General features: G+C 67.8%; 17 protein-coding genes. 4 read left to right on the top strand and 13 right to left on the bottom strand.

Annotated elements, in window-relative coordinates; all coding sequences use genetic code 11:
- The first annotated feature begins 19 nt into the window (after positions 1–19).
- Positions 20–1,738: a GEVED domain-containing protein gene (locus tag ACE191_RS14235; protein WP_400192902.1), complete on the top strand. Its 1,719-nt coding sequence runs from the start codon at positions 20–22 to the stop codon at positions 1,736–1,738.
- Between the two features lie 315 nt (positions 1,739–2,053).
- Here ACE191_RS14235 and ACE191_RS14230 read toward each other — a convergent pair whose 3' ends face one another.
- The 7 genes from ACE191_RS14230 to ACE191_RS14200 form a co-directional block, all read right to left on the bottom strand.
- Positions 2,054–3,127, bottom strand: coding sequence for a TonB family protein (locus ACE191_RS14230; protein WP_400192901.1), 1,074 nt, complete (start codon positions 3,125–3,127; stop codon positions 2,054–2,056).
- Positions 3,114–3,725, bottom strand: a complete 612-nt coding sequence (locus ACE191_RS14225; protein WP_400192900.1) for an RNA polymerase sigma factor — start codon at positions 3,723–3,725, stop codon at positions 3,114–3,116. Before ACE191_RS14225 ends, ACE191_RS14230 begins: the two co-directional genes overlap by 14 nt.
- Before the next feature lie 498 nt (positions 3,726–4,223).
- Positions 4,224–4,778, bottom strand: coding sequence for a hypothetical protein (locus ACE191_RS14220; RefSeq protein ID WP_400192899.1), 555 nt, complete (start codon positions 4,776–4,778; stop codon positions 4,224–4,226).
- Positions 4,778–5,329: a hypothetical protein gene (locus ACE191_RS14215; protein ID WP_400192898.1), complete on the bottom strand. Its 552-nt coding sequence runs from the start codon at positions 5,327–5,329 to the stop codon at positions 4,778–4,780. The genes ACE191_RS14220 and ACE191_RS14215 overlap by 1 nt, the downstream gene beginning before the upstream one ends.
- On the bottom strand, positions 5,329–5,877 hold the full coding sequence (locus tag ACE191_RS14210; protein ID WP_400192897.1) for a hypothetical protein: 549 nt from the start codon (positions 5,875–5,877) through the stop codon (positions 5,329–5,331). Before ACE191_RS14210 ends, ACE191_RS14215 begins: the two co-directional genes overlap by 1 nt.
- A 408-nt stretch (positions 5,878–6,285) precedes the next feature.
- Positions 6,286–6,762, bottom strand: coding sequence for a hypothetical protein (locus ACE191_RS14205; protein WP_400192896.1), 477 nt, complete (start codon positions 6,760–6,762; stop codon positions 6,286–6,288).
- Between the two features lie 103 nt (positions 6,763–6,865).
- Positions 6,866–7,420: a hypothetical protein gene (locus ACE191_RS14200; RefSeq protein WP_400192895.1), complete on the bottom strand. Its 555-nt coding sequence runs from the start codon at positions 7,418–7,420 to the stop codon at positions 6,866–6,868.
- Positions 7,421–7,693: 273 nt separating this feature from the next.
- On the opposite strand from ACE191_RS14200, the gene ACE191_RS14195 reads away from it, so the two are divergent.
- Entirely contained in the window at positions 7,694–9,076 is a 1,383-nt protein-coding gene (locus ACE191_RS14195; RefSeq protein ID WP_400192894.1) for a lysophospholipid acyltransferase family protein, read from the top strand.
- 29 nt (positions 9,077–9,105) lie between these two features.
- Here the strand turns inward: ACE191_RS14195 and ACE191_RS14190 are convergent, their stop codons facing one another.
- The 6 genes from ACE191_RS14190 to ACE191_RS14165 all read right to left on the bottom strand — a co-directional run bounded on the left by ACE191_RS14190 (position 9,106) and on the right by ACE191_RS14165 (position 19,331).
- A complete protein-coding gene (locus ACE191_RS14190; protein ID WP_400192893.1) occupies positions 9,106–9,768 on the bottom strand; it encodes a hypothetical protein in 663 nt (220 codons plus the stop codon).
- The gene (locus ACE191_RS14185) at positions 9,768–10,565 is read right to left on the bottom strand and encodes a metallophosphoesterase family protein (RefSeq protein WP_400192892.1); all 798 of its coding nucleotides are present in this window, start codon (positions 10,563–10,565) and stop codon (positions 9,768–9,770) included. The genes ACE191_RS14190 and ACE191_RS14185 overlap by 1 nt, the downstream gene beginning before the upstream one ends.
- A gap of 306 nt (positions 10,566–10,871) precedes the next feature.
- Positions 10,872–14,426 (bottom strand): S8 family serine peptidase, encoded by a 3,555-nt coding sequence (locus ACE191_RS14180; RefSeq protein ID WP_400192891.1) that lies wholly within the window; start codon positions 14,424–14,426, stop codon positions 10,872–10,874.
- A 108-nt stretch (positions 14,427–14,534) separates the two neighbouring features.
- Complete coding sequence (locus ACE191_RS14175) at positions 14,535–16,196, bottom strand: FAD-dependent oxidoreductase (RefSeq protein WP_400192890.1); 1,662 nt, start codon at positions 16,194–16,196, stop codon at positions 14,535–14,537.
- Positions 16,197–16,261: 65 nt separating this feature from the next.
- Entirely contained in the window at positions 16,262–17,659 is a 1,398-nt protein-coding gene (locus ACE191_RS14170; protein ID WP_400192889.1) for a sensor histidine kinase, read from the bottom strand.
- Positions 17,660–17,819: 160 nt separating this feature from the next.
- A complete protein-coding gene (locus ACE191_RS14165) occupies positions 17,820–19,331 on the bottom strand; it encodes a T9SS type A sorting domain-containing protein (RefSeq protein ID WP_400192888.1) in 1,512 nt (503 codons plus the stop codon).
- A 220-nt stretch (positions 19,332–19,551) separates the two neighbouring features.
- Here ACE191_RS14165 and radA point away from each other — a divergent pair, with 220 nt between their 5' ends.
- Together radA and ACE191_RS14155 are read left to right on the top strand one after the other, a co-directional pair.
- Positions 19,552–20,937, top strand: coding sequence for a DNA repair protein RadA (gene radA, locus ACE191_RS14160; RefSeq protein ID WP_400192887.1), 1,386 nt, complete (start codon positions 19,552–19,554; stop codon positions 20,935–20,937).
- A gap of 231 nt (positions 20,938–21,168) precedes the next feature.
- Complete coding sequence (locus tag ACE191_RS14155; RefSeq protein ID WP_400192886.1) at positions 21,169–22,635, top strand: TlpA family protein disulfide reductase; 1,467 nt, start codon at positions 21,169–21,171, stop codon at positions 22,633–22,635.
- The last annotated feature ends 56 nt before the right edge of the window (positions 22,636–22,691 follow it).

Genomic DNA, 22,691 nt, shown 5'->3' with positions numbered 1-22,691 from the left:
CCACCAACCACCGTTCTTCATGAAGAAACATCTTTACGCAATTGCCCTGCTAGGCCTGGGCCTGCTGACTTCGCCGGCACAAGCTCAGGAGTTGCTCAAAGGCCGTCAGTGCTCGACCATGGACGTGCTGCAGGCCCAGCTGGCCGCCGACCCCGCCATGGCCCAGCGCATGGCCAACATCGAAGCCCAGACCCGCGCCGTCGAGGCCAACCCCGACCAGCAGCGTACCTCGGCCGTTATCACCATTCCGGTAGTCGTGCACGTGCTCTACAACACGGCCGCCCAGAACATTTCGGATGCCCAGATCAACTCGCAGATTGCGGTGCTGAACGAGGACTTCCGCAACCTCAACGCCGACGGCGCCAGCGTACCCTCGGCCTTCCAGGGCCTGCGTGCCGACGCCAACATCCAGTTTGTGCTGGCCAAGCGCGCCCCCAACGGCACGGCTACCACCGGCATCATCCGTAAATCGACCACCAAAACCTCCTGGGGCACCGACGACTCGATGAAGAAGTCGTCTTTGGGCGGCAGCGACGCCTGGCCCGCCGGCCAGTACCTGAACCTGTGGGTCTGCAACCTGTCGGGCGGCATCCTGGGCTACGCCCAGTTCCCCGGCGGCGCGGCCGCTACCGACGGCGTGGTTATCCTGACCTCGGCCTTCGGCAAGGGCGGCTCGGCCGCCGCTCCCTTCAACCTGGGCCGCACCGGCACCCACGAAGTGGGTCACTGGCTGAACCTGCGCCACATCTGGGGTGATGCCAACTGCGGCAGCGACCTGGTGAGCGACACGCCCACCCAGCAAGCCCAGAACTACGGCTGCCCCTCGTTCCCCAAGCGCACCTGCGGCAACACCACCAACGGCGACATGTTCATGAACTACATGGACTACACCGATGACCGCTGCATGTACATGTTCTCGACCGGCCAGAGCACCCGCATGAACGCCCTGTTCGCCACCGGCGGCGCCCGCGCCTCGCTCGTTACCTCCACCGGCGGCACGGCCCCCGGCGGCACCACGCCCACGCCGACGACGCCGACGTACTGCACCTCGAAAGGCTCGAACGTGAGCTACGAGTGGATCGACCTGGTGCAGCTGGGCTCGATCAACCGCTCGTCATCGAAAGACGCGGGCTACTACAACGGCACGGCCCTGAGCACCACGCTGCCGGCCGGCTCCTCGCAGACCATCTACTACTCGGCCGGCTTCACCTCCACCGCCTACACCGAGTACTTCAAGGTCTACATCGACTACAACCAGGACGGCGACTTCGTTGACGCCGGCGAGCTGGTGGCCAGCCGCTCGGGCACGAGCGCCACGACCCAGAGCAGCGTATTTACGGTACCGGCCACGGCCAAGAACGGGGCCACCCGCCTGCGCGTGGTGATGAGCGACAACTCGGCCACCACCAGCTGCAACAGCTACAGCTACGGCGAAACCGAAGACTACACCGTCAACATCACCGGCGGCCTGCGTACCTCGGCTACCGAGAAAGGCGCCCTGGCCGAGTACAAACTGTTCCCGAACCCGACCGCCGACGTGCTGAACCTGGTGCTGCCCGCCGGGCGTGAGCACAGCGCCGTGCAGGTGCGCGTATTCGACGTGCGCGGCACCGAGCAGCAGCAAGTGCGCTACGACGGCAACGGCATGCTCAACGTGGGCAGCCTGGCCGCCGGCGTGTACACCCTGCGCCTGACCGATGGCGGCGAGGTAGTGCACCAGCGTTTCGTGAAGCAGTAACCCATACTCCCCCAACCCGGCGGGGAAACCTCCTTCGTTGGGCCACCACCGTTCACCATTACCAATGGGCCAAAGCCCGCTCCGCCGTCGAGGTGGGGCGGGCTTTTGGTTTTATCGGGCCCGGGGTATAGCTGCCCCGCACAACGTGGTCGGAAACCCAGGCAGTCAGCGAATGGCGCGGGTAGGCTTGCCCGTGCTGCCCTCGTTGCCGGTTCATACCCTGCAACGGGCTGCACACAAACAACCGGGGCGCCCCTGGCCAGAGGGGCGCCCCGTTGGGTACACGCGCGGCGCGGGCAGCTACGGCACCACCACTCAGGGGTCGAGCAGGCGAAACTGGATGTTGAGTTCCACGGTGCGGGCCGTGCGCTTACCGTTGACCACGCCGGGGTACCAGGCGGGGCCTTCGCACACCAGCCGCAAGGCTTCTTCTTCCAGGGCCGGATGCACGGGTTTCAGCACTTTCAGGTTGCTCACGGCCCCGTCGGCTTCCACGGTAAACTCCAGCTTCACGATGCCCTCGGCGCGGTCGATGCGGGCGGCGCCGGGGTATTCCTGGTTGCGGCGCACGTAGGCCCAGAACGCGGGGTAACCGCCTGCCGGCAGCGGGCTGATGGTGGCCGGTGCGGGCAGCACGCCCTTAGTGCGCGTGGCCGCTTCGGGGCGCGGCACGGGCTTTAGGGTTGCCGGCAGGCCGCTATCGGTGAGGGCAGCCGGCCGGCGGGTAGCCAGCAGCTGGTCGGCCGGACCGGCGGGAGCCGCTGCACCGCTGGCCGGCGCGGGGGCGCTTGCCACGACGCCGCCGGAAGCGGCCGGGGCCCGACGCGGGCGGGAGCTGGCGGGGGCCGGGCGGCGCACCGGTCGCGCCGCTACGGGCGGTGCAGCGGGCTCGGCCGCGGGCGGGGCTACGGCCACGGTTTCGGCGGGTGCGGGCGGCGGAGCGGGTGCGGCGGTTGCCGGCGTTGCGGGTTCGGCGGGCGAGGGAGTCGGGGCTGGCCGGGCCGGAGTGGCCACCGGAGCTGGTTCGGGCGCCGGGGCCGGAGCAGTGGGCCACCAGCGCAGGGCGGCTACGGCCGTGAGCAGCACCAGCACGGCAGCGGCGGCGGCCCACCATCCGCGACGCGCGCGGGCGGGCTGCTCGCGGCCGGCCGCTACGCGGGCGTGCAGGCGCTGCTGCAGGGCCGCCAGGGCGGCGGGGTCGGTGGCCGGGGCGGGCGCGCTCAGGTAGCCGTCGAGGGCGTCGCCGCACAGGGGGCAGTCGAGGGCGTGGGCTTCCACGCGGCGGCGCTCGGCCGGCGGCAGGGCGTGGGCCGCGTACTGGCGCAGCACCGCGGCCGAAAGGTGGGGCGCGGCGGGCTCGGGCGCAGGTCGGTGGTCAGCGGGCCGCATGAGGGGAGGTCAGGTACACTTTGAGGTTGCGCTTGCCGTTTTGGAGGTAGCTTTTGACTTGGGGCAGGCCAAAGCCGGTGAGGGCGGCTATTTCCTGGTAGGATTTCTGATGGCGGTAAAACAGGTCGAGGCAGCGGTACTGCTCGACCGGCAAACGGGCCAGCCCCGCTTCCAGCTGTTGCAATTGCTCTTCGCTGGAAGCCTCGCCGCCGTCGGCAGACAATAGATGCGCGATGCCGTCGGATTCCACATCGGCCGCTACGGGCAGGGAGAGTTCTATCGTTTCGGGGGCCGACTTGCGGCGGCGCAGCTCCATCAGGCAGTGGTTGCGGGCGGTGGTGTGCAGCCAGCTGCTGAAGTGCTGCACCTCGTGGCGGCGCAAATCCACCACCAGCTTCTCAAACAGCTGCATCACCGCGTCCTGGCTGTCGGCCTCGGAGCGCAGGTAGCGCAGGCACACGCCGTAGACCAGGGCCATGTACCGCTCATACAGCAGGCCCAGGTCCTGCAGGTCGCCGTGCTGGTGGTAGCGCGCGAGCAGCTCCGCGTCGGTGGGCGGCGCGGCATCGGTGGGCTTACGTCGGCGGAAGGAAAACATGGGGTGGCTGGGCTGGCGCGGCGGGGGCCGACCCATTAAAGGTATTGATTGTGCGCGGCCGCGAAAAAAAAGTCGTCGGCCGTGTGCAATCCGGGTGCGGGCTGCATCCTATCAACAGCCTCACGCTTCTCTGCCATGCCGCACGCCTCGTCCCTGCTTATTCCGGTACTCGCGGCCACTGGCCCGGTGGTTGGCTCGGCCCCGCGGGCCGCAGGCAACCCAGCGGCCCGCTACGCCCGAGTGCCTGAAGTGGTGACCGGGTGCTACCCCAACCCCTCCGGCCGCGACTGGCCGGCCCCGCAGTCTTCCGCTTGGGGGAGATGGAAGGCTGCGGAGCCCTGCCGGCGCGGACCGGCGGCGGGGGGCGGCGGGGCCCAACGGCCCCGGTAGGCTGCGGGCCCCGGTGGCCCCTTCAACGAAAACCCATTCACTCACCAACGTGCAACGGCCCGCTTCTGGCGGGCCGCTGCATTTTCGTGAATCCGGGGCCGACAGAGGTCAGAGGCGGTAATCGAAGCGGCCGTCGGTGACGCGCAGCGTGTCGCAGCCGGGTTTGGCCAGGGTAAACGCGAAGGTGCCCGATACGATGCGCGCCGCAATGTCGAGCCGGGTGACGGTGAGCGTGCCCCGGCAGTAGGTGCCGGGTAGGTCGTTGTCGTATTCCGTGCAGGGAAAGGGCCAGGCTTCATTCGAGAAGAAGGCGGCTGCGTCGGGCGCCGCCAGCGCGTAGGTGCCGGGCCGGGCCACGCCGCCGCTGCCCAGAATCAGGCCCTGCCCCTTGCTGCTACCCGTGGGGTAGCGGTAGGTGCGGATGGCCAATGAGCCACCCGCATAGCCGGGGTCATAGCTGACCCGAAAATTCGGCGCAATGCCGCTGCTGCCCTGGGGCAGCCACACCTGCCCGTTCACCAGGCAGCCGAAGGTGTTTTTGCCCTCCTGGGTGGCGGCGGGCAATTGCGCGGCGGGCGTCGGGTCGTCGTGCTTGCATTTCGAGCATTGGGTGAGCAGCAGCAGGGCGGCGTAGCCGAGCAGGCGGGCGGCAGGCATGGGCATCAGAGTTGTTTGTCGAAGCGGCCGTGGGTGACCTTGATGGTGTCGCAGCCGGGCTTGGCCAGGGTAAACTCAAAGGTACCCGACACGATGCCGGCCCTCACGTCTAGGCGCGTGATGGTTAAGGAGCCTCGTCGATATACTTCCGGCTCGTTGTAATGACTATCACAGGGTGCTGAGGCTGATTCATCAAAAAAGTATGGGTACCCACCCGGCGCAGCAAAAGCATGATTCCCCGGCCTGGCAATGAATGCGCCGCCCAAAATGAATAGCTGCTCCTGGTTCTGCTGGGTGAGGCCTCGCGCCCGTATTTGCAGCGTGCCGCCATTAAGATCAGGGTCGTAGCTGACCACCAGCCCGTGGCGGCTGAAGTCGCCTTTGGGTAGGAAGGGCTGGCCGTTGAGCAGGCAGCCGAAGGTGTTGGCTCCGGTCTGCGTGGCGGCCGGCAGCCGGTCTTCGGGCTTGCGGGGCGCGGGGTCATCCTTGCACTTGCTGCATTGGGTGAGCAGCAGCAGGGCAGCGTAGCCGAGCAGGCGGGAGAGGTACGTGGGCATCAGAGCTGTTTGTCGAAGCGGCCGTGGGTGACCTTGATGGTGTCGCAGCCGGGTTGGTGGAGCACAAACTCGAAGGTGCCCGAGATGACGCCGGCCCCCACGTCCAGCCGCGTGATGGTTAAGGAGCCTTTGCAGCTTATACCTGGGCTGCCGTCCCAGTAGTAGTCACACGGGGATGGTCTTCCCGTGTCAGAATAATCGGCGTTCTTATTCGTGCCGGTAGCCATCAGGTAGGTGCCCGTAGTCACAATGTCCCCTCCTCCAAAGCTTAAGTATTGTCGTTCGCCATTTACTATTCTAGTAGCACGCACCAACAACGACCCGCCACCAAACCCGGGGTCGTAGCTAACCACTAGTCCGGGGCGGCTGAAGTCACCCTGTGGCGTCCAGGGCTGGCCGTTGAGCAGGCAGCCGAAGGTGTTGGCCCCGGTCTGCGTGGCCGCCGGCAGCCGGTCTTCGGGCTTACGGGGGGCGGGGTCGTCCTTGCACTTGCTGCACTGGGTCAGGGTCAGCAAGAGCAGCAGCGAGACAAGGGACTGAGGGCGCATGGTAAACACGTAGGAGCTGCTTGGGAGTGAGGAGCCGGGAAGCGCAAAGGGGCGCTTTCCAACCGGCTGGCCGCGGCCCGAAACCGCGCTGCCCCGGAAGAACCAGCGCTGGTGCAACCAAAAGTCGCATCGGTGCAACGAAAGTCCGCATCGGTGCAACCAAAGTCCGGATTGCTGCAACGAAAGTCCGCATTGGCGCAACGAAAAACCGGGTTGCCGCGACGAAAAGCCGCGAAGTCGCGGTTCGGAACCGGTCGGTCGCGGTTCGGAACCGCGGTATTGCGGTAAAAAGCCGCGACCTCGCGGTTCCGAGCCGCGATGTTGCGGTTCCGAACCGGTCGGTCGCGGTAAAAAGCCGCGGGGTCGCGGTTCCGAACCGCAATGTTGCGGCTCCCCCCCGCGCCGGGGCTAGGGCTTCACGCCGCCGGTGTCGCTGCCGTTGCGGTACTGGTAGCGCTTGCGCATTTGCAGCAGGGCCGGCTGCACGGCGGCGGTTTCGCCGTTGTCGCGGCGCAGGTCTTCGTAAATGTCGTCGGCCGTCACCATCACGTCGGCGCCCACCAGGCGGTAGGTGTCGTCGAGTTTCTGCACCAGCGGCAGCAGCACGGCCCGAATTTCGCGCAGGGCTTCGAGCAGGGCCACGTCTTTCTCGAACTCGGGCAAATCGAAGGCGCGCCGGGTGAAGCCCGCGTCGGCGCGCACCGCGTCGAGGCCGGCCTGGGCGTAGGGCACGCCGTCGAAGCCCAGGTTGCGCAGGCCGCGGCGCTCCTCGGGCCGCAGCGTGATGAGGAAGGGCAGCTTGGCGGCCAGCTGCTGGGCCAGGGCCACTACCTGCTGCTGGTCGGCGGCGGGCAGGGTTTCGGAAATGCGGTTACCGTTTTTCATGCGGGTAAGCGGAAAAGGGGTTGGGGAAGTGGAAAACATGGGGCGAAGTACACCGGCCCCGCACGGCCTCGCCCCGGAGGGCCGCGCGGGGAAGCGGGAAAGGCTACTGGGGGTAGGTCAGGTCGAAGCGGCCGTGGGTGAGGCGTTTTGTTTCGCCCGTGGCGGCCTCGCGCACGGTCATCTCGAAGGTGCCGGCCACGATGCGCGCCACCGTGTCGAGGCGGGTGACGACGAGCGTGCCCGTGGCCTCGGGACCGGTGTAGAAGTCGCGGTGCGTACCCGGCACCTCGCCCTCGATGACATGCTGCCCGTAGGGCGGGTTGCGCCAGGTGTTGGTCCAGACCGCGAACTGGTCGAGTGCGTACGTGCCGGGCTGGCGCAATCGGGGCACGTACAGGCTTACTGAACTTTTGTCACCGCCGTCTTCAAAGCGGATAAAGGACAGCGTCGTGTGCCCCTCCACTGGCCAGCGGCTGACGCCGATGGGTGTGGGGGCAAACAACCCGCCGGGCCGGGGCTGCCAGGCGGCTCCGTCGATGAGGCAGCCCATGCGGTTGAGGCCCTGCTGCGTGGCCGGGGGCAGGGTTTCGAGCGGGGTCTTTTCCTTTTTGCAGCCCCAGAGCAGCAACAGCAACGTGGCGGTGAGCAAGAGTTTCATGAGGATGGCAGCGAAAAGAAGGCAGCGAACGGAAACACAAAAGCCAACGCCTCCGCCGCTGCCGGGGCAGGGCGGGAGAGGTTGGCTTCAACAGGTGTGTAAGTAAGTAGGGGTAGCAGGGCGGTGCCTCAAGATAAACGCCGCCGGGCAGGGTGCAACCGCGCCTGAGAATATTTTATTTTCGGGGCGGCACCCGACTTCGGCGCGGCACTTCCCAGCGAAATGCCGTAATCTGCACCGGGGTGCCCGCGCCGGGCCCCGCTCCCGCCGCCTATGTCGCTGTTTTATTCCCTCGTCAAGCCCCCGGTGCAGCTGGCGCTGCGCGTGTTTTTCCGGCAGCTGCAGCTGCGCCACCCCGGCCGGCTCAACACCGAGGGGCCGCTCATCATTGCCGCCAACCACCCCAACACCCTCATGGACCCGCTGCTGATTGCGGCCCACCGCCGCCAGCAGATTGCCTCCCTGGCCAAGAGCACGTTTTTCCAGCACCCGGTGTCGCGCTGGCTGATGGAAATATCGAAGTGCATTCCGGTGTACCGCCGCCAGGACGCCGAAACCGGCGAGGCCGACGTGGCGCCCGAGGAGCTGGCCCGCCGCAACGAGCAGGTGTTCGTGCGCTGCTACGACCACCTCGACGCGGGCGGCTCGCTCATGATTTTCCCCGAGGGCACCAGCGTGGCGGAGCGCCGCCTGCGCCCGCTCAAGACCGGGGCAGCCCGCATTGCCCTGGGCGCCGAGGCCCGCCGCAACTTCGAGCTGGGCGTGCAGCTGCTGCCCGTGGGCCTTAACTACTCCGACCCGCGTCGCTTTCGCTCCGATGCCCTGGTGAACGTGGCCCGCCCCATTCGGGTGGCCGACTACGCCGACCTCTACCGCCACAACCCCGAGCAGGCTGCCGACGCCCTCACCGAGGAGCTGCGCCGCCGCCTCGAAACCCGCCTCGTCATCACCCGCGACGACGCCGAGGACGCGCTGGTGCGCCAGGTCGAAGCCACCTTCGGCCAGTACCTGGTGCCCGACCACGACGACCACGCGGCCACGCCCCACGAGAACTTCCAGCTCACGCGCACCCTGCTGCACGCCCTGGCCTGGTACGAGCAGCACGACCCGGCCCACCTCGGCGAATTGCGCCGCCACCTGCAGCTCTACGAGGCAGCCCTGCGCACCCACCGCCTCAGCGACGAGGCCCTGCGCCGCGGCACCCCGCAGCAGCGCGCCTGGCGCGGCGTCACCACGGCCCTCAAGCTGGGGCTGGGCTTCCCCGTGTACGCCCACGGCGTGGTGCACAACTACCTGCCCTACATCATCCCGTCGATGGTGGCCCGGCGCCTGACCCGGGAAGTGGAGTTCATCGCGCCCATCATGCTGGTCACCGGCATGCTATCCTTTGGCCTGCTTTACCCCCTGCAAACCTGGCTGGTGCACCGCCTCACCGGCAGCGGCTGGCTGGCCGCGCTCTACCTGCTGAGCTTGCCTGCGACGGGCTTCTACGCCCTTAGCTACTGGAACCGCCTCGCCGACCGCCTGGAGCGCCTGCGCCTCTACCGCCTGTTCCGCCGCCAACCCGCCGTGGTCGAAGACCTGTTTCGCCAGCGCGCCACCATTCTGCGCCTGCTCGACGAGGCCCGACAGGAGTACCTGCGCGCCACCGCCTGATGCCGCGCCGCTAAGTTTTCAGTAAGGGCCTACAGGTCCAGCTTCACGCCGAAGCCCAGGGTGAGCACGTCGCGCACGCTCAGCGCGCCCACGTTGGTCCACATGCTCACCAGGTACAGGTCGTTGGAGCCCAGCTCGTAGTAAGCCGACAGTACCCGCGGGCGGCCATTGCCGCGGGCTGGCAGCTGGTAGCCCACGCGGCCGCCTACGAAGCCCCCACCGCGCACCTTGGCCGGCCACCAGTAATATCCCTTCGGGTACTGCTCCCCCTGGGTTGGATTGAGGCCGCGGCTAGCGGTGTAGTTGACCCAGGCTCCCACCGACAGCGGCCGCGCTTCCCAGCGCGACTGCCCCAGGGGCAGCGTCCAGGGCGAGTAGGTGGCTTTGGCGGTGAAGATGCCCATGGGCGTAATGCTGTATTTCTTGGGCACGTAGCCGGCCAGCAGGTCCACGTCGAGGCGGCCGCGCAGGGTGGTGTAGCCCACGCCCGCCGCCACCATGCCCTGCCCACCGGCAAACTGCCCCAGCAGGTGGTGCGGCCGGTACCAGGGCTGGGCAATCAGCCCGTCGACCTGGGTGCCTTTGGCCGGCTGAACCTTGGCGGGCCATTCGGCGGCAGCGGCCGGCCATTCTGCCGCGGCCGACTGGCTTGCCAGCAGGGACGTCGAAATCAGGAGTAGAAGCGCGCGCATCAGAATTCGATTTGATCGAGTTTGAACGCCTTTTCACCCCACACCGTGAGCAGCAGGTAGCGGCGCTTCTCGAAGCTGTAGGAGTTAATGAAGGTCACCCGGTTCTCATAGGGCTGCTCTACCCGGAAGTCGTGGCGGTGGCCGTTGAGGCCGAACACCAGCTTGGGCGCGTCGCCGAGGGCATGGGCGTAGGGCACCTCCAGCTGCGGGTCGAAGTCCAGGTCGTTGGGCGGTACGTGGCTCACCACTACCTGCCGCCGGATGCCGGCCGTATCGGCCAGCTGCTGCTGCAGCCAGGGCACATCGGGCACGCGGCCGTTGAAGCCGTGCTCCCGGCCGTTGGTATCCACCAGCACGAAGCGCGTCTGAGCATAGGTGAAGCTGTAGTTGAGCGGGCCGTAAATCTGCTGGTAGGCGCCGCGGCCGTTGGCCACCAAATCGTGGTTGCCCACTACGGTGAGGTAGGGCACGCGCAACTGCCGCAGCCGGTCGTCGACCCAGCGCATTTCCCGGCCCAGGCCGAAGTCGGAAATGTCGCCGCCCACCACCACGAAGGCCACGCCGCGCTGCTGGTTCACGCTGCGCACGAAGTCCTCGGCTTCCTCGTAGAAGCGCTGCGAGTCGCCGGTGAACACGAAGCGCAGGGTGTCGCCGCCGGTGGGCACGGGCTGCTGCTGCAGGCGCGCCAGGTTTTTGCGCGTCAGGTCGCGGTACTCGGCCGGGGCGCGGGTTTCGTTGGGACTGAACTCCAGCAGGTCGCAGGCGGCCAGGGCGGGCAGCAGCAGAAGGGGAAGCAAGCGGCGGGGCCGGAGCGCCCGCAGCAAAGGGAAGAAGTGTTTCATATCAACCGCACGAAGTCTGCAATGGGTGTGGCTTTCTGACTAAGTCGCGTGCCGGCTGATATACCTTAGGTCCCTGCTTTTTGTTAATTAATTTTTCGTAATACGCAACAGCCCGCCGCGGGAATTTTCAACCGCCTCTGTAATTCACCAGCCGGTCACGAATTACAGGGTTTTCCGGCGCCAACTTGCCCGCCCCAAAGCCAAACGGCCCGCCGGCGCAGGATGCGCCAGCGGGCCGTCGGCCTGCTTCAGGAAGCGGGTTTACTTGGTCAGCTTCAGGGTTTGGTGGTGGCCGTCGGCCCCCAGCAGGTGCAGGGTGTAGAGCCCCGCTGGCAGGGCCTCGGTGGGCAGCTTCAGCTGCTGGGGCTGGCCGGTGAGCTGCACCGACTGCCGGCGCAGGGTGCGGCCCAGCGCGTCGGTTAGCTCCAGGGTAGCGGCGCCGGCCCGGGGCGCCTGCACCTGCACGGTGAGCTGGTGGCCGAAGGGCACCGGGAAGGCCGCAAACGGCCAGCTCTCCACGGCCTTGCGCGCACCTAGCACGAGGCGGCTCAGCTTCACATCGGTCAGGTACAGATTCTGGCCGTTGTCGTTCAGGTTGGCGAAGCGGAACAGCGCGCTGGCCGGCAGGCCCGCCGGAAACAGCGGCCGCAGGTCAATGGTGTCGCGGCGCCAGTGCTGGGGGCTGGTGGGCGACCAGGCCTGGGTGTAAAAGCCCGTCATGGAAGCCAGCTGCGCCCCGCGCTTGAGGTAGGGCGTGGGTGTCCAGGTCAGGCCGCAGTCGGTCGACATATCCACCCGCAGGCCGTCCACGTAGCTGGCGCTGTACTGGCGGTGGGCCACCCGAAACTCCAGCACGGGGTTGCCGCTGCCGGTGAGGTCCAGCGGCGGCAGCACCAGGTAGTCGAGGGCGCCGCGCTCGGCATACTCGTAGTCGTTGACCATGGCCACGCGGCGCGTAGTGCCATCGGGCGACATCACCGGGCCCGGGCTCAGCTGCCAGGTAAAGCCGCCGGTGGGGTTTTGCACCTGCCAGCCAGCCGGTGCAATGCCCGCCGCGAAGCTCTCGGCCAGTGGCAGCGGGCGGGCTGCCACAATGGTCACCAGGTTGGCGCCGGTGTACACGTCCTGGCCATACTGGTTGGCGGCCCGCAGCGAGATGGTGTAGCTGCCGGGCTGGCTGAACACCAGCTGCGGGTTCTGCGAAGTGGCACTGGTGCCGCCCACGTAGGTCGCCGTGGCGGGCGACACCGTCCACTGCCAGCTGGTGGGCGTGCCCTGGCTGGCGTCGTTAAGCTTCAGCGGCAGGCCCACGCAGTGTTGCACTGGGCCGCCGGCAATGGCGGCAATGGGGGCGCTGGGGCAGTTCAGCAGCTGGTTGCCGCGCTGCAGGGCGCGGGTGCGGCGGCTGCGCAGCCCATTGGCGCCCACGGCGCGCACGGCCAGCCACTGCTCACCGGTCAGCGGCAGCGCAATCTTGGCCTGGGTGCCCGTCACGGTGGTTACCGAGTCCATGTACATGGCGCCGAGCTTGAACACGGTGTAGGCCGTAGCGCCGGGCACGGCGTTCCAGGCCAGCGTGGTGCTGTCGCGGCACAGGGCCGTTACGCGCACGTTCTGGGGCACGGCGCTGATGCTGAAGTTGGCGTCCGACTCGTCGGCGAGGGCGCCGCGGCGCACCCGTACCCGGACTCGGCCGCTGCTCAGCCCCGCGGGCACCAGCCAGTCGAAGGTGCGGGCGCTGGCGGCCACGCTGCCGTGAACCATGGTCCAGGTCGCGCCGTTGTCGGTGGTGTACTCCACGATGAAGGGCTCGGTGCCGGGCAGGGCGTCCCAGCGCAGGGCTTCGGTTTCGCCCGGCACAAAGGTTTCGCCGCCGATGGGGTAGGTCATTTCCAGCTGGTCGTCGAGCCAGGTGTACACGATGGTGTAGGCCTGCGGCCCCACGGGCACGGCGGCGCCCTGCACCGTGAGGGTGTAGGTGCCGGCGGCGGGGTTGTCGAGGGTTACCTGCTCGGCGTTGTTGAGCGTGTCGCGGCCGCGCACGGCCAGGGCGTTGAGCGAGGCCGCCACGGGCGCGGGGTTCAGCACCCAGGGCTGGTAGCTGGCACCGCCGGGGGCGGCCAGCGTCAGGTCGAGGTTGTTAACCAGGGCGCGGGCGGCGTTGGCCGAGGCCTCCACGTCGTGCCAGTACAGCATCACGCGCAGCTGCTTCTGGCCGGCGGGCACCGCAATGGTGTGGGTGCGCGTCTGGCCCTGGGCAATGGTGTCGGCGCGGTAGCTGCGGTTTTCGAGCACGCGCACGGCGCGCAGCGCATTCACCCGACCGTAGCCGAAGCGGTAGTCGGGGCCGGCGTTGCCCAGGTCCTCGGCGGTGTTCATCAGGGCCGCTTTCAGCAGGGCTCCGGGGGCCTCGGTGCCGCCGTTCAGGTCTTTATGGGCCTGCATCAGCTGGGCCAGCACTCCGCTCACGGCCGGGCAGGCCATGCTGGTGCCGCTGAAGGTGGCGTAGGTGTTGGTGTCCACTGTCGACAGCACGTTGGTGCCCACGGCGCACACGTCGGGCTTGATGCGCCCATCCTTGGCCGGCCCGCGCGACGAGCTGCTGCTGAGCGCATCCTGGTAGGTGGTGTTGCCCACGGTGATGACGTTCTTGCCCTGCTTGTGGCCGCCGGTGATGTTGCCCCAGCCCGCGCCGGCGCCGTAGCCCATGTTGGCCGTGCCCGAGTTGCCCGAGGAAAACACGTGCAGCAGCAAGGGCATCTGCCGGGTCATCATGTCCACCGAGCGGGTGAAGGAGGTGTAGCCGGTGTTGTTGCCGTCGCCGTACGACGAGGTGGTGATGCGCACCGCGCGGGTGGCGTAGTGCTGGGGGGCGCTGTTGATGTTGCCCGGGTAGGTGTAGTAGTAGTTGAAGGCCCCGGTGGCCTGGCCGCGCACCCGCGGGTCGAGGTTGCCCGCGCCCATGATGATGCCGGCCACGTGGTCGCCGTGGTTGCCCTGGTTGGGCCCGGCCGACGACTGGTCGAAGCGGCCCTGGTAGTCGATGTGGGGACCGATGGCCCCGTCGTCGCCGTGGGCCACGTTCACGCCGCGGCCGTCGTAGTGGCGGCCGGCGCCGTAGTCAGTCGACAGCACGTTGGCGCGGTGGGCGGTACGGCCGCGGTAGTTTTCGGGCTCGGCGGGCGGGGCCACGTATTCCAGCGTGGCCACCCAGGGCAGCGCGGCCAGCCGCGCCAGGGCCGTAGCCGGCAGGGTTACTTCCACCTGCTGGCTGTAGTCGAGCCGCTCGCCCACCGCAAAGCCCGCCAGCCGCAGCTGGGCCGCGGCCTCGTCGGGGCCGATGGTGGGGTGGTACTGCACCACTACGGCTACCTGGTCGGCACCGCGGCGGGCGTGGGCCGGCGCCGGGCCCTGGGCTACGTCGAGGCTGTACTTCCAGCGGGCTTCCACCGGCAGCACGCTGCGGATACCGAAGCCGCGCAGGCGGCTGCGGTCGAGCGTGGCGGGCAGGGCGGCCACGTAGGCGTTCTGGGGCAGGTAGTGGAGCAGCTTCACCCCGCGGGCGGCCAGCTCGCGCTGCTGGGCGGCCGTGGGCAGGCTCTCAAACTGCAGCACCCGGTAGTAGTGGCCCTGCCACAGCTCGGAGGCCGCGGCGCGGTCGGCCGTCACGGCCGAAGTCCACAAACTGAAGTTGTCGGGCGGAGCCACGGTGCCGCTGGCCAGCAGCAGCTTGGGGGCCGAGGGTCGGTGCTGGGCGGGCAAGGTCGTGGAGCCCAGCAGCAACGCCGCCAGCAGCAGCGCGTCGAGGTGTTTCATGCAACGAGGAAATAAAACGGAAGAAACTGGCAATGAACGGGCTGGGAAATTAGCAAAAAGCCCCCGGCTTCGCGCCGGGGGCCTAGCAAAATCCGGCACTGACCGGGACTATTCGTCGAGGTACTGGTGCACGAAGCGAATGGCCATGGAGCCCTCCCCCACGGCCGAGGCCACGCGGGCCATGGCACCGGCGCGGCTGTCGCCGGCGGCGAAGATGCCCGGCACGCTGCTTTCGAGGGCAAACGGTTCGCGCCCGCGCTTCCAGCGGCCGGCGTAGCGCGGATCGGCCACCAGGTCGCGGCCGGTGAGCACGTAGCCGCGGTGGTCGCAGAGCAGCACGTCGCAGAGCCACTCGGTGCTGGGCCGCGCGCCGATGAACACGAACAAGGCCCGGGCCGCCCGGGCCGTGACCTCGCCGGTACGGCTCTGGCGCAGCACCACTTCTTCCAGGTGCTCGGCCCCGCGTACTTCCACCACTTCGGTGAAGGGCAACAGCTCGATGTTGGGCGTGCCGCCGATCTGCTCGATGAGGTAGGCCGACATGCTGGCCGCCAGCGACTCGCCCCGCACCACGATAAACACGCGGCGGGCGTAGCTGGCCAGGTACATTGCGGCCTGGCCGGCCGAGTTGCCGCCGCCCACCACGTACACGTCCTGCTCGCTGCAGGAGCGCGCCTCGGTACGCGCCGCGCCGTAGTACACGCCGGCGCCGGTGAGGTGGCTCATGCCGGGCACTTCGAGCTGGCGGTAGCTCACGCCGGGCGTCATCACCACGGCGCGGGCGCGCACCTCACTGCCGTCGGCCAGGGTCAGCACTTTGTACTCGTCCTGCAGGCAGAGCTGGGTGACTTCCTGCGAGAGCAGAAACTCGGCCCCCAGGCGCGTGGCCTGGGTCCAGGCACGGTGGGCCAGCTCGGCCCCGCTCAGGCCGGTGGGAAAGCCCAGGTAGTTTTCGATGCGCGAGGACGTGCCGGCCTGCCCGCCGGGGTTCTGCCGCTCGATGATGAGCGTCTTCAGTCCCTCGGAAGCCCCGTACACCGCCGCCGCCAGTCCCGACGGTCCTGCCCCAATCACCACCACGTCGTAGAGCTCCTGCGAGGGTTTGCGGGCCAGGCCCAGCCCCTCGGCCAGGATGCCGCGGCTGGGCCGGGCCAGCGCCTGCCCATCCTTGCAGAGCACCACGGGTAGGTCGGCGGGCGTGAGGCCGGTGCTGGCCAGCAGGGTGGCTGCTTCGGGGTTGGTTTCGAAGTCATACCACTGGAAAGCCACCATGTGCGCCGCCAGGAAGTCCTTGAGCTCGTGCGACAGCGGCGACCATTGAAAGCCCAGCAGCCGCACTCCGCTGAACCGCGGCCGGTACGTAGCCTGCCAGGCCGCCAGCAAATCGTGCAGCGTGGGATACAGCAGCTGCTGCGGCGGGTCCCAGGGCTTCATCAGGTAATAGTCGAGCCGGGCATCGTTGATGGCGCGAATGGCGGCTTCGGTATCGGCGTAGGCCGTGAGCAGCACCCGCTTGGCCTCGGGAAATAAGGTGCGCGCCTGCTCCAGCAGCTGCACGCCTTCCATATCGGGCATGCGCTGGTCGGCCAGCACCAGGGCCAGCGGCTCGGCGCGGGCCACGAGCTGGTGCAGAATGCTCAGGGCCTCGATGCCCGAGCCGGCCCGCAGCACGCGGTACTGCTGCCGGAACTCGCTGCGCACGTCGCGGTCGATGGCCGCCAGCACCTGCGGGTCGTCATCGACTACCAGCAAAACGGGTTTCTTTTCCATAACAAGGGTTCAAGCAGGCGCGGCTGGCCTGGCAACTATCAATCGGTGAAAGCCTCCGCGGGTGGCTACCGGCTCAGCGGCAGCCACACCAGAAACTCGGTACGCCCGGGCTCCGACTGCACCTGCACGCGGCCCTCGTGGCTGAGCACGATGCGCCGCACGATGTCGAGGCCCAGGCCGGTGCCCTCACCCACGGGCTTGGTGGTATAGAAGGGCTCAAAGATGTGGGGCAGCACCTCGGCCGCAATGCCCGGGCCGTTATCAATAACCGATACGCACGCCCGGTCATCCTCGCGACGGGTGCGCAGCGTCAGCTCGCCTTCTTCGGGCAGCACGTCCAGCGCATTGTCGATCAGGTTGGTCCACACCTGGTTGAGGGCCCCGGGCTGGCCCACCACCAGCATCAGGCCGGGGGCGTAGTCGCGCACCACGCGCACCCGGCGCTTGCGCAGCGGAAAGCTGAGCAAAGCCAGGGTGCTGTCGAGCCCGCTGTGCAGGTCGGTGGGCACGCGCCCGGGGGCACGGTCGAGGTGGGAGTAGTCCTTCACGTTGCCGATCAGCTCGCTGATGCGCCGCGAGGCCTGCTTGACGTCGCGCACGAGCTGGCGGTTGCTGAGCTGCAGCTCCAGCCAGCCGAGGGCCGGGGTGCGCGCCGCAGCCGGCAGATTGGCCAGCACCGGGGCCAGCTCGTCGGCCTCCAGTCCACCGGCCAGCAGCCCGCCCGCCAGTGCCACGGCATTGCCGATGCCCTGGCTGCTGAGCCAGTCAATCAGCTCTTCCTCGCGGTCGGACTGCTCCAGGGCCGAGAGCGAGGCCGAGGCCAGGGGGCTACGGTTGGCCAGCGCCAGCAAAGCCTCCAGCGCGGCCGGGGCAATCGGCGCCGTGAGCAGGGCGCGGAGCAGCTCCGGCTCGGTGGCGGCGTGGTTGGTGAGCGTGTCGGCCGCGCGGCCAATGGCCGCCACGGGGTTGTTCAGCTCGTGGGCCAGGCCCGCGGCCAGCTTGCCCAGGGCGCGCAGCTTGTCGTCGCGCTCCTGGCCGCGCACCTCGTCGCGGGCCCGGTCGTTCATCAGGGCTACCAGGCGCTGCACCAGCTCGGGGCTCACGCGCTCCAGCTCGGGAAAAAGGTCGCGGTGCAGCCGCAGGGCCACCACCGGCTCGAGAGCCACGCCGTAGCCGCTGAAAGTGCGCAACCGCGAGTACGGCAGCACGCCCGTAACCTGGCCCGCCACGGCCCGGAACAAGGCCTCGCGCTGCCCGTTGCGCACCGCCGAAAACTGCACCACCCCCCGCAGCAGCACCAGCATGAACAGGGCCGGCTCGCCGGGCTGCACCAGCACCTCCCCCTGCTCGAATTGCTGCCGCTCGCCGTGCGCCAGCAGCCAGTCGAGCACCGCGGGCGGCAGGTCGGCAAGCGCCGGCACGCCGCTCAGGTCGTCGCGGGAGAGAGAGGTCGTCGTTTCCATGGCCGTTAGCGAATCAGGTTAGTGGGGCAACCAATGCGGGGAGCGGAGGTTTTTGGGGGCGCACCGCTTGTTGGCGGGCATTGGTCAACAGCCCCAAAGCAACGCGGCCCGCCGCTTTCCGAAGATAGCGGCGGGCCGGTTAATGGGTAGTGCTGCCACTCTACTCGCGGGTTACTTTCAGCACCTGCTGCTGCCCGTCGAGGCGCACCGTGAGAAAGTACACGCCGCTGGGCAGCTCGCCGGCCCCGTTCAGCCGGGTTTCGTTGCTGCCCTTCGCCACGACGGTGGTCTGGCTCAGCAGCAGGCGACCCACCGCGTCGTGCAGGCGCAGCTGGGCTTTGCCGGCGGCCGGCGCCAGCAAACGCAGCTGCAGCTGCTGGGCGAAGGGGTTGGGGAAGGCCTGCACCGCGAAGCCCAGCCCGTCGACCGCAACCGAGCGCACCGGCGAGAGCGTGGCGGTGCCGTCGAGGTCGAGCTGGCGCAGGCGGTAGTATACCAGCGGCGCGCCGTAGCGGGCCACGTCGGCGTCGGTCAGCTCGTAGTTGCTTTGCTGGGCGGTGGTGCCGTGGCCTTCCACGTAGCCAATGCGGCGGAACTCGTGGCCGTCGGCGCTGGCCTCCACCTCAAAGCCGGCGTTGTTTTTCTCCGAAGCCGTGGCCCAGCGCAGGCGGGCGTTGGCGCCCACGCGCTCGGCTGTGAAGCGCAGCAGGGTTACCGGCAGTGGATTCTGGTTGTTGGAAACGGTGAAGCGCCCCAGGGCCGACACGCTGAAGCCGGCCGTTCGGCTGCTGGCGTCGACCGGACCGGCCTGCTGCTCCCAGCTGCCGGCCGGCGCCGCCACGTCGCGCCACAGGTAAGTGCTGCTGAAGCTGGTCAGGCCGTTGTCGTTATCGGGCAGCCAGCTCAGCTCCAGGGTTACCGGGCTGGCCGGGCCGCTGGCGGCTTCCACCGTCCACAGCCGGTCGATACCGCGCTGGCTGGGCTTGTCGGGGTTGATGCCGTAGCTCACGTTGGCCTGGTCGAGGCCGGCGGTGCGCGTCACGCTCACCGTGCCTAGGTTTTGGCCCGCCGGGTTCAGGGTAGCGCCGCCCGCGAAGCTCACCGGCGCGTTGCCGCTTACGGCGGTGCGCACGGCCCGCAGGTTGCCTTGCACGTACTGGCCGGGGCCTTCGCCGCTGAGCGTAGCCCCGTCGGCCAGGGTGAGAACGGCCGCGGGGGCCGTGCGCACCGCGCCGTTGGTCAAGCTCAGCTGCCCGCGCACCGTTAGGCTCTGCGGCAGCAGCACGGTATCCTGCCCGGCCGCCGATTTGTTGACCACCACGTGGTGAAACTCGGCGGCGCTGGCCGCTACGCGCTGGTTGACGGCCCCGTCGAGGGTCAGGGTGCCCGTGCCCGGCACTACGGTGCCGGTATTGGTCAGGTCGCCCTGCACCGTGAGGCTGCCGCCGCCCATATCCAGGGTGCCGGCATTGGTCAGCGCGCCGCTCACCTGCACCTGCCCGTCGTTGGCGAGGGTGCCGCCGGCGGCGTTGCTCACGCCCCCGCTCACCGACAGCAGGGCGCCGCTGCCCACGCTGATCTGAGCGCCGTTGTTGGTCAGGGTCTGGGCGACGGAGGGGGCGGCAGCGGCCAGCAGCGCGGCCAGCGGAGTGATGCGTAGAAGTGTATTCATCGGGGACGAAATTATTTAACCGCGACTTCGATTCCTACTAGTTTTTGCGCCGCCTCGCTCCCGATGCTTCGCGAAGCCGCGCCAGGGCTTGGCAGCGTGATTGTCCGGGCCAAAATAATGCGGCCAAAAGCCGGGCGCAACGGCTCCGGGCCGAACCTGCGGGATACTCGGCCGTGTTGTCTAGCTTTCGGCCGGAGCCCACTTTCCCCGGCGCAGCAGCATGGCCAAACTCAAAACTCTTTACTTCTGTCAGAATTGCGGCGCGCAAAGCGCCAAGTGGATCGGCCGCTGCCCTTCGTGCGGTGAGTGGAACACCTACGTGGAGGAAGTTATCCAGAAAGACGAGCCCACCGCCGCCACCGCCTGGAAGGCTTCCACCTCGGTAGGCGGCACCAGCAAAGCCGCCAAGCCCAAGCCCCTGGGCGACATCCTCTACGAGGAAGAGTCGCGCCTGAACACCCACGACGGCGAGCTGAACCGCGTGCTGGGCGGCGGGCTGGTGCCGGGCTCGTTGGTGCTCATCGGCGGCGAGCCGGGCATTGGCAAAAGCACCCTGATGCTGCAGATTGCCATGCAGCTGCAGGGTTTGCGCATTCTGTACGTGTCGGGCGAGGAAAGCGAGCAGCAGATCAAGATGCGCGCCGAGCGCATGGGCCAGCAGCACCCGGGCCTGTACATTCTCACCGAAACCAGCACCCAGAACATCTTCAAGCAGATCGACGCGCTGCAGCCCAACGTGGTGGTGGTCGACTCCATCCAGACGCTGCACTCGCAGCTGGTCGAGTCGGGCGCGGGCTCGGTGAGCCAGGTGCGCGAGTGCACCGCCGAGCTGCTCAAGTACGCCAAGGATACCGGCGTGCCGGTGCTGCTCATCGGCCACATCACCAAGGACGGCTCCATTGCCGGCCCCAAAATCCTCGAGCACATGGTCGACACGGTGCTGCAGTTCGAGGGCGACCGACACCTGACCTACCGCATTCTGCGCACGGTGAAAAACCGCTTCGGCTCCACCGCCGAGCTGGGCATCTACGAGATGCAGGGCTCGGGGCTGCGGCAGGTGTCGAACCCTTCCGAGATTCTGCTTTCCCAGCGCGACGAGCTGCTCAGCGGCGTGGCCATCGGTGCCACCCTGGAGGGCAACCGCCCGCTGCTGGTGGAGGTGCAGGCCCTGGTAACGCCCGCCACCTACGGCACCCCGCAGCGCAGCTCCACGGGCTTCGATTCCAAGCGCCTGCAGATGCTGCTGGCCGTGCTGGAAAAGCGCTCGGGCCTGCGCCTGGGCCAGCACGACGTGTTTCTGAACATTGCCGGCGGCCTGCGCCTCGAAGACCCGGCCCTGGACGTGGCAGTTTGCGCTGCCGTTGTATCTTCGCTCAACGACATTCCGGTGCCGGGCGACGTGTGCCTGGCGGCAGAGGTGGGCCTCAGCGGCGAGATACGGGCGGTCAGCCGCCTCGATCAGCGCCTGTCGGAGGCAGAGAAGCTGGGCTTTCGGGAAATGTACATCTCGCAATTCAACGGGCGCGGCCTCGACCTGGGCCGCTTCGGGCTGAAGGTGCACCCGGTCGGGCGCCTCGACGAAGTGCTTAGCGGACTGTTCGGTTAGGGGCGCGGGCCGGGGGCGGCGCGGCCTTGCCCAAACGGGTGCCGCACAAAATGTAGGGCCAAAGATTGGACTTTGTGAACCTAAATGCCGTATCTTCGGGCAGTTGATTGACTTTTACCGCGAATTGCTTGCCTTAGAAATCTTTTTCGATTCTGCAACCGCGGTGCGGCTCCGGCCGTGTAGTACGTTTAACGTTGCGCCCCCATTGCTCCTGCTGAATTCAAACCTCCGATGACCTGTTCGTTCCACAAACTCATCCTGCCGCTGGTGCTGGCAGTCCTGCTGCCCCTGGCGGGCTGGGGGCAGGGCACGGTGGTTCTCACCGGTAAAATCAGCGGCGTGACGGTCGATACGGTGGCCGTGGCCGTGCGCGAGCATCCGCTCGACCCCAAGGAGCAGCTCACCTACGCCCGCGTCAACAACAAGGGCGAGTTCAGCCTGGCATTGCGCGTGGACGGCCCCACCAAGGCCGACCTGGTGTACGCCGACGACGTGGCCGCGCTGTGGCTGGAGCCCGGCACCCAGATGGACGTGCGCTTCAAGGCCAATGACCTGGCCGGCACGGTACGCTTCAAGGGCAAGGGTGCCGAGGCCAACTCCTACCTGGCTGACTTCGACGGCCGCTTCGTGGAAAACGACGGCTTTCAGGTGCTGCCCGACAACATCAACCTCTACGAGCCGGGCTTCATTTCCTTTCTTGACTACCGCCGCAAGGAGGAGCAAAAGTTTCTGCAGGACGTGAGCGAGGATGCCAACGTATCGGCGGCCTTCCGCAACTACGTGCAGGCCGAGGTGAACTACAGCTACGCCAACGACCGGCTGACCTACCAGGATTTGCGCGAGCAGGTGGTAGCCACCGAGGGCCGGCTGAAGATGTCGCCCACCTACTACGACTTCCTCAACGACGCGGGCCTGATCAACAGCCCGTCGGCGCTGCAGAACGAAACCTATCAGGAGTTCCTGCTCAACTACGTGCACCACTTGGCCGCCACCGCGGGCCATAAAAAGCTCGACCCCGACTACTACCAGGTGTGCTACAACCTGGCCAAGGACAAGCTGCAGGGCGACGTGCGGCCCATCGTGATGGGCCGCATCCTGCAGGAAACCTTCCGCTTTGCCCACGTGCGGCAGTCGGCGGCGCTGCTGGAAAACTTCCGCGCCAGTGTCGACCCCAAGAATAAGTACTACCCGGTGCTCAAGGCCGACTTCGACGCCCACAAGCACTTCGCCATCGGCTCACCGGCCCCCGACTTCAAGCTGGTGTCGGTGGCGGGCGACACGCTCTCCCTGCGCTCCTTTGCCGGCAAGCTGGTGTACGTGAACTTCTGGCGCACCACCAGCGGCCTGAGCCTGCGCGACCTGCCCTACGCCCAGGAGCTGGCCAAGAAGTTCAACGGCCAGAACATCGTATTTCTCAACATCGCCCTCGACGAAAACGAGCCGGCCTGGAAGCAGCTGGTGGTCAGCAAGAAGCTCTCGGGCGTGCACGTGCGCGCCACCGGTGGGCAGCGCGGCCCCGTGGCCCGCTCCTACATGCTGCAGGAAGTGCCGGCCTACTTCCTCATTGCCGAAGACGGCACCTTCCTCAACACCAAGCCCAAGCGCCTAAGCAGCCGCGCCGCCATCGACGAAATCAAGGAGTCGTTTGGCAAAGCCGCTACCTACACCAGCGTGCTGGCGCCGGAAGGCAAAAACTAAGCCCGGATCCGGGCGGATTCAGCCGATTCCACCAGCGGTGCCCCGACTCCCAAGTC

This window comes from Hymenobacter sp. B81, assembly GCF_044628455.1.
Lineage (GTDB): Bacteria > Bacteroidota > Bacteroidia > Cytophagales > Hymenobacteraceae > Solirubrum.
This window is presented reverse-complemented; position numbering and strand designations above follow the sequence as displayed.

Coding starts and splice junctions, on each gene's coding strand:
- ACE191_RS14230 (WP_400192901.1), bottom strand. CDS start 3,127: ATGCGGCCCGCTGACCACCGACCTGCGCCCGAGCCCGCCGCGCCCCAC.
- ACE191_RS14195 (WP_400192894.1), top strand. CDS start 7,694: ATGTCGCTGTTTTATTCCCTCGTCAAGCCCCCGGTGCAGCTGGCGCTG.
- ACE191_RS14180 (WP_400192891.1), bottom strand. CDS start 14,426: ATGAAACACCTCGACGCGCTGCTGCTGGCGGCGTTGCTGCTGGGCTCC.
- radA (WP_400192887.1), top strand. CDS start 19,552: ATGGCCAAACTCAAAACTCTTTACTTCTGTCAGAATTGCGGCGCGCAA.
- ACE191_RS14225 (WP_400192900.1), bottom strand. CDS start 3,725: ATGTTTTCCTTCCGCCGACGTAAGCCCACCGATGCCGCGCCGCCCACC.
- ACE191_RS14175 (WP_400192890.1), bottom strand. CDS start 16,196: ATGGAAAAGAAACCCGTTTTGCTGGTAGTCGATGACGACCCGCAGGTG.
- ACE191_RS14210 (WP_400192897.1), bottom strand. CDS start 5,877: ATGCGCCCTCAGTCCCTTGTCTCGCTGCTGCTCTTGCTGACCCTGACC.
- ACE191_RS14220 (WP_400192899.1), bottom strand. CDS start 4,778: ATGCCCATGCCTGCCGCCCGCCTGCTCGGCTACGCCGCCCTGCTGCTG.
- ACE191_RS14235 (WP_400192902.1), top strand. CDS start 20: ATGAAGAAACATCTTTACGCAATTGCCCTGCTAGGCCTGGGCCTGCTG.
- ACE191_RS14165 (WP_400192888.1), bottom strand. CDS start 19,331: ATGAATACACTTCTACGCATCACTCCGCTGGCCGCGCTGCTGGCCGCT.
- ACE191_RS14170 (WP_400192889.1), bottom strand. CDS start 17,659: ATGGAAACGACGACCTCTCTCTCCCGCGACGACCTGAGCGGCGTGCCG.
- ACE191_RS14200 (WP_400192895.1), bottom strand. CDS start 7,420: ATGAAACTCTTGCTCACCGCCACGTTGCTGTTGCTGCTCTGGGGCTGC.
- ACE191_RS14215 (WP_400192898.1), bottom strand. CDS start 5,329: ATGCCCACGTACCTCTCCCGCCTGCTCGGCTACGCTGCCCTGCTGCTG.
- ACE191_RS14155 (WP_400192886.1), top strand. CDS start 21,169: ATGACCTGTTCGTTCCACAAACTCATCCTGCCGCTGGTGCTGGCAGTC.
- ACE191_RS14205 (WP_400192896.1), bottom strand. CDS start 6,762: ATGAAAAACGGTAACCGCATTTCCGAAACCCTGCCCGCCGCCGACCAG.
- ACE191_RS14190 (WP_400192893.1), bottom strand. CDS start 9,768: ATGCGCGCGCTTCTACTCCTGATTTCGACGTCCCTGCTGGCAAGCCAG.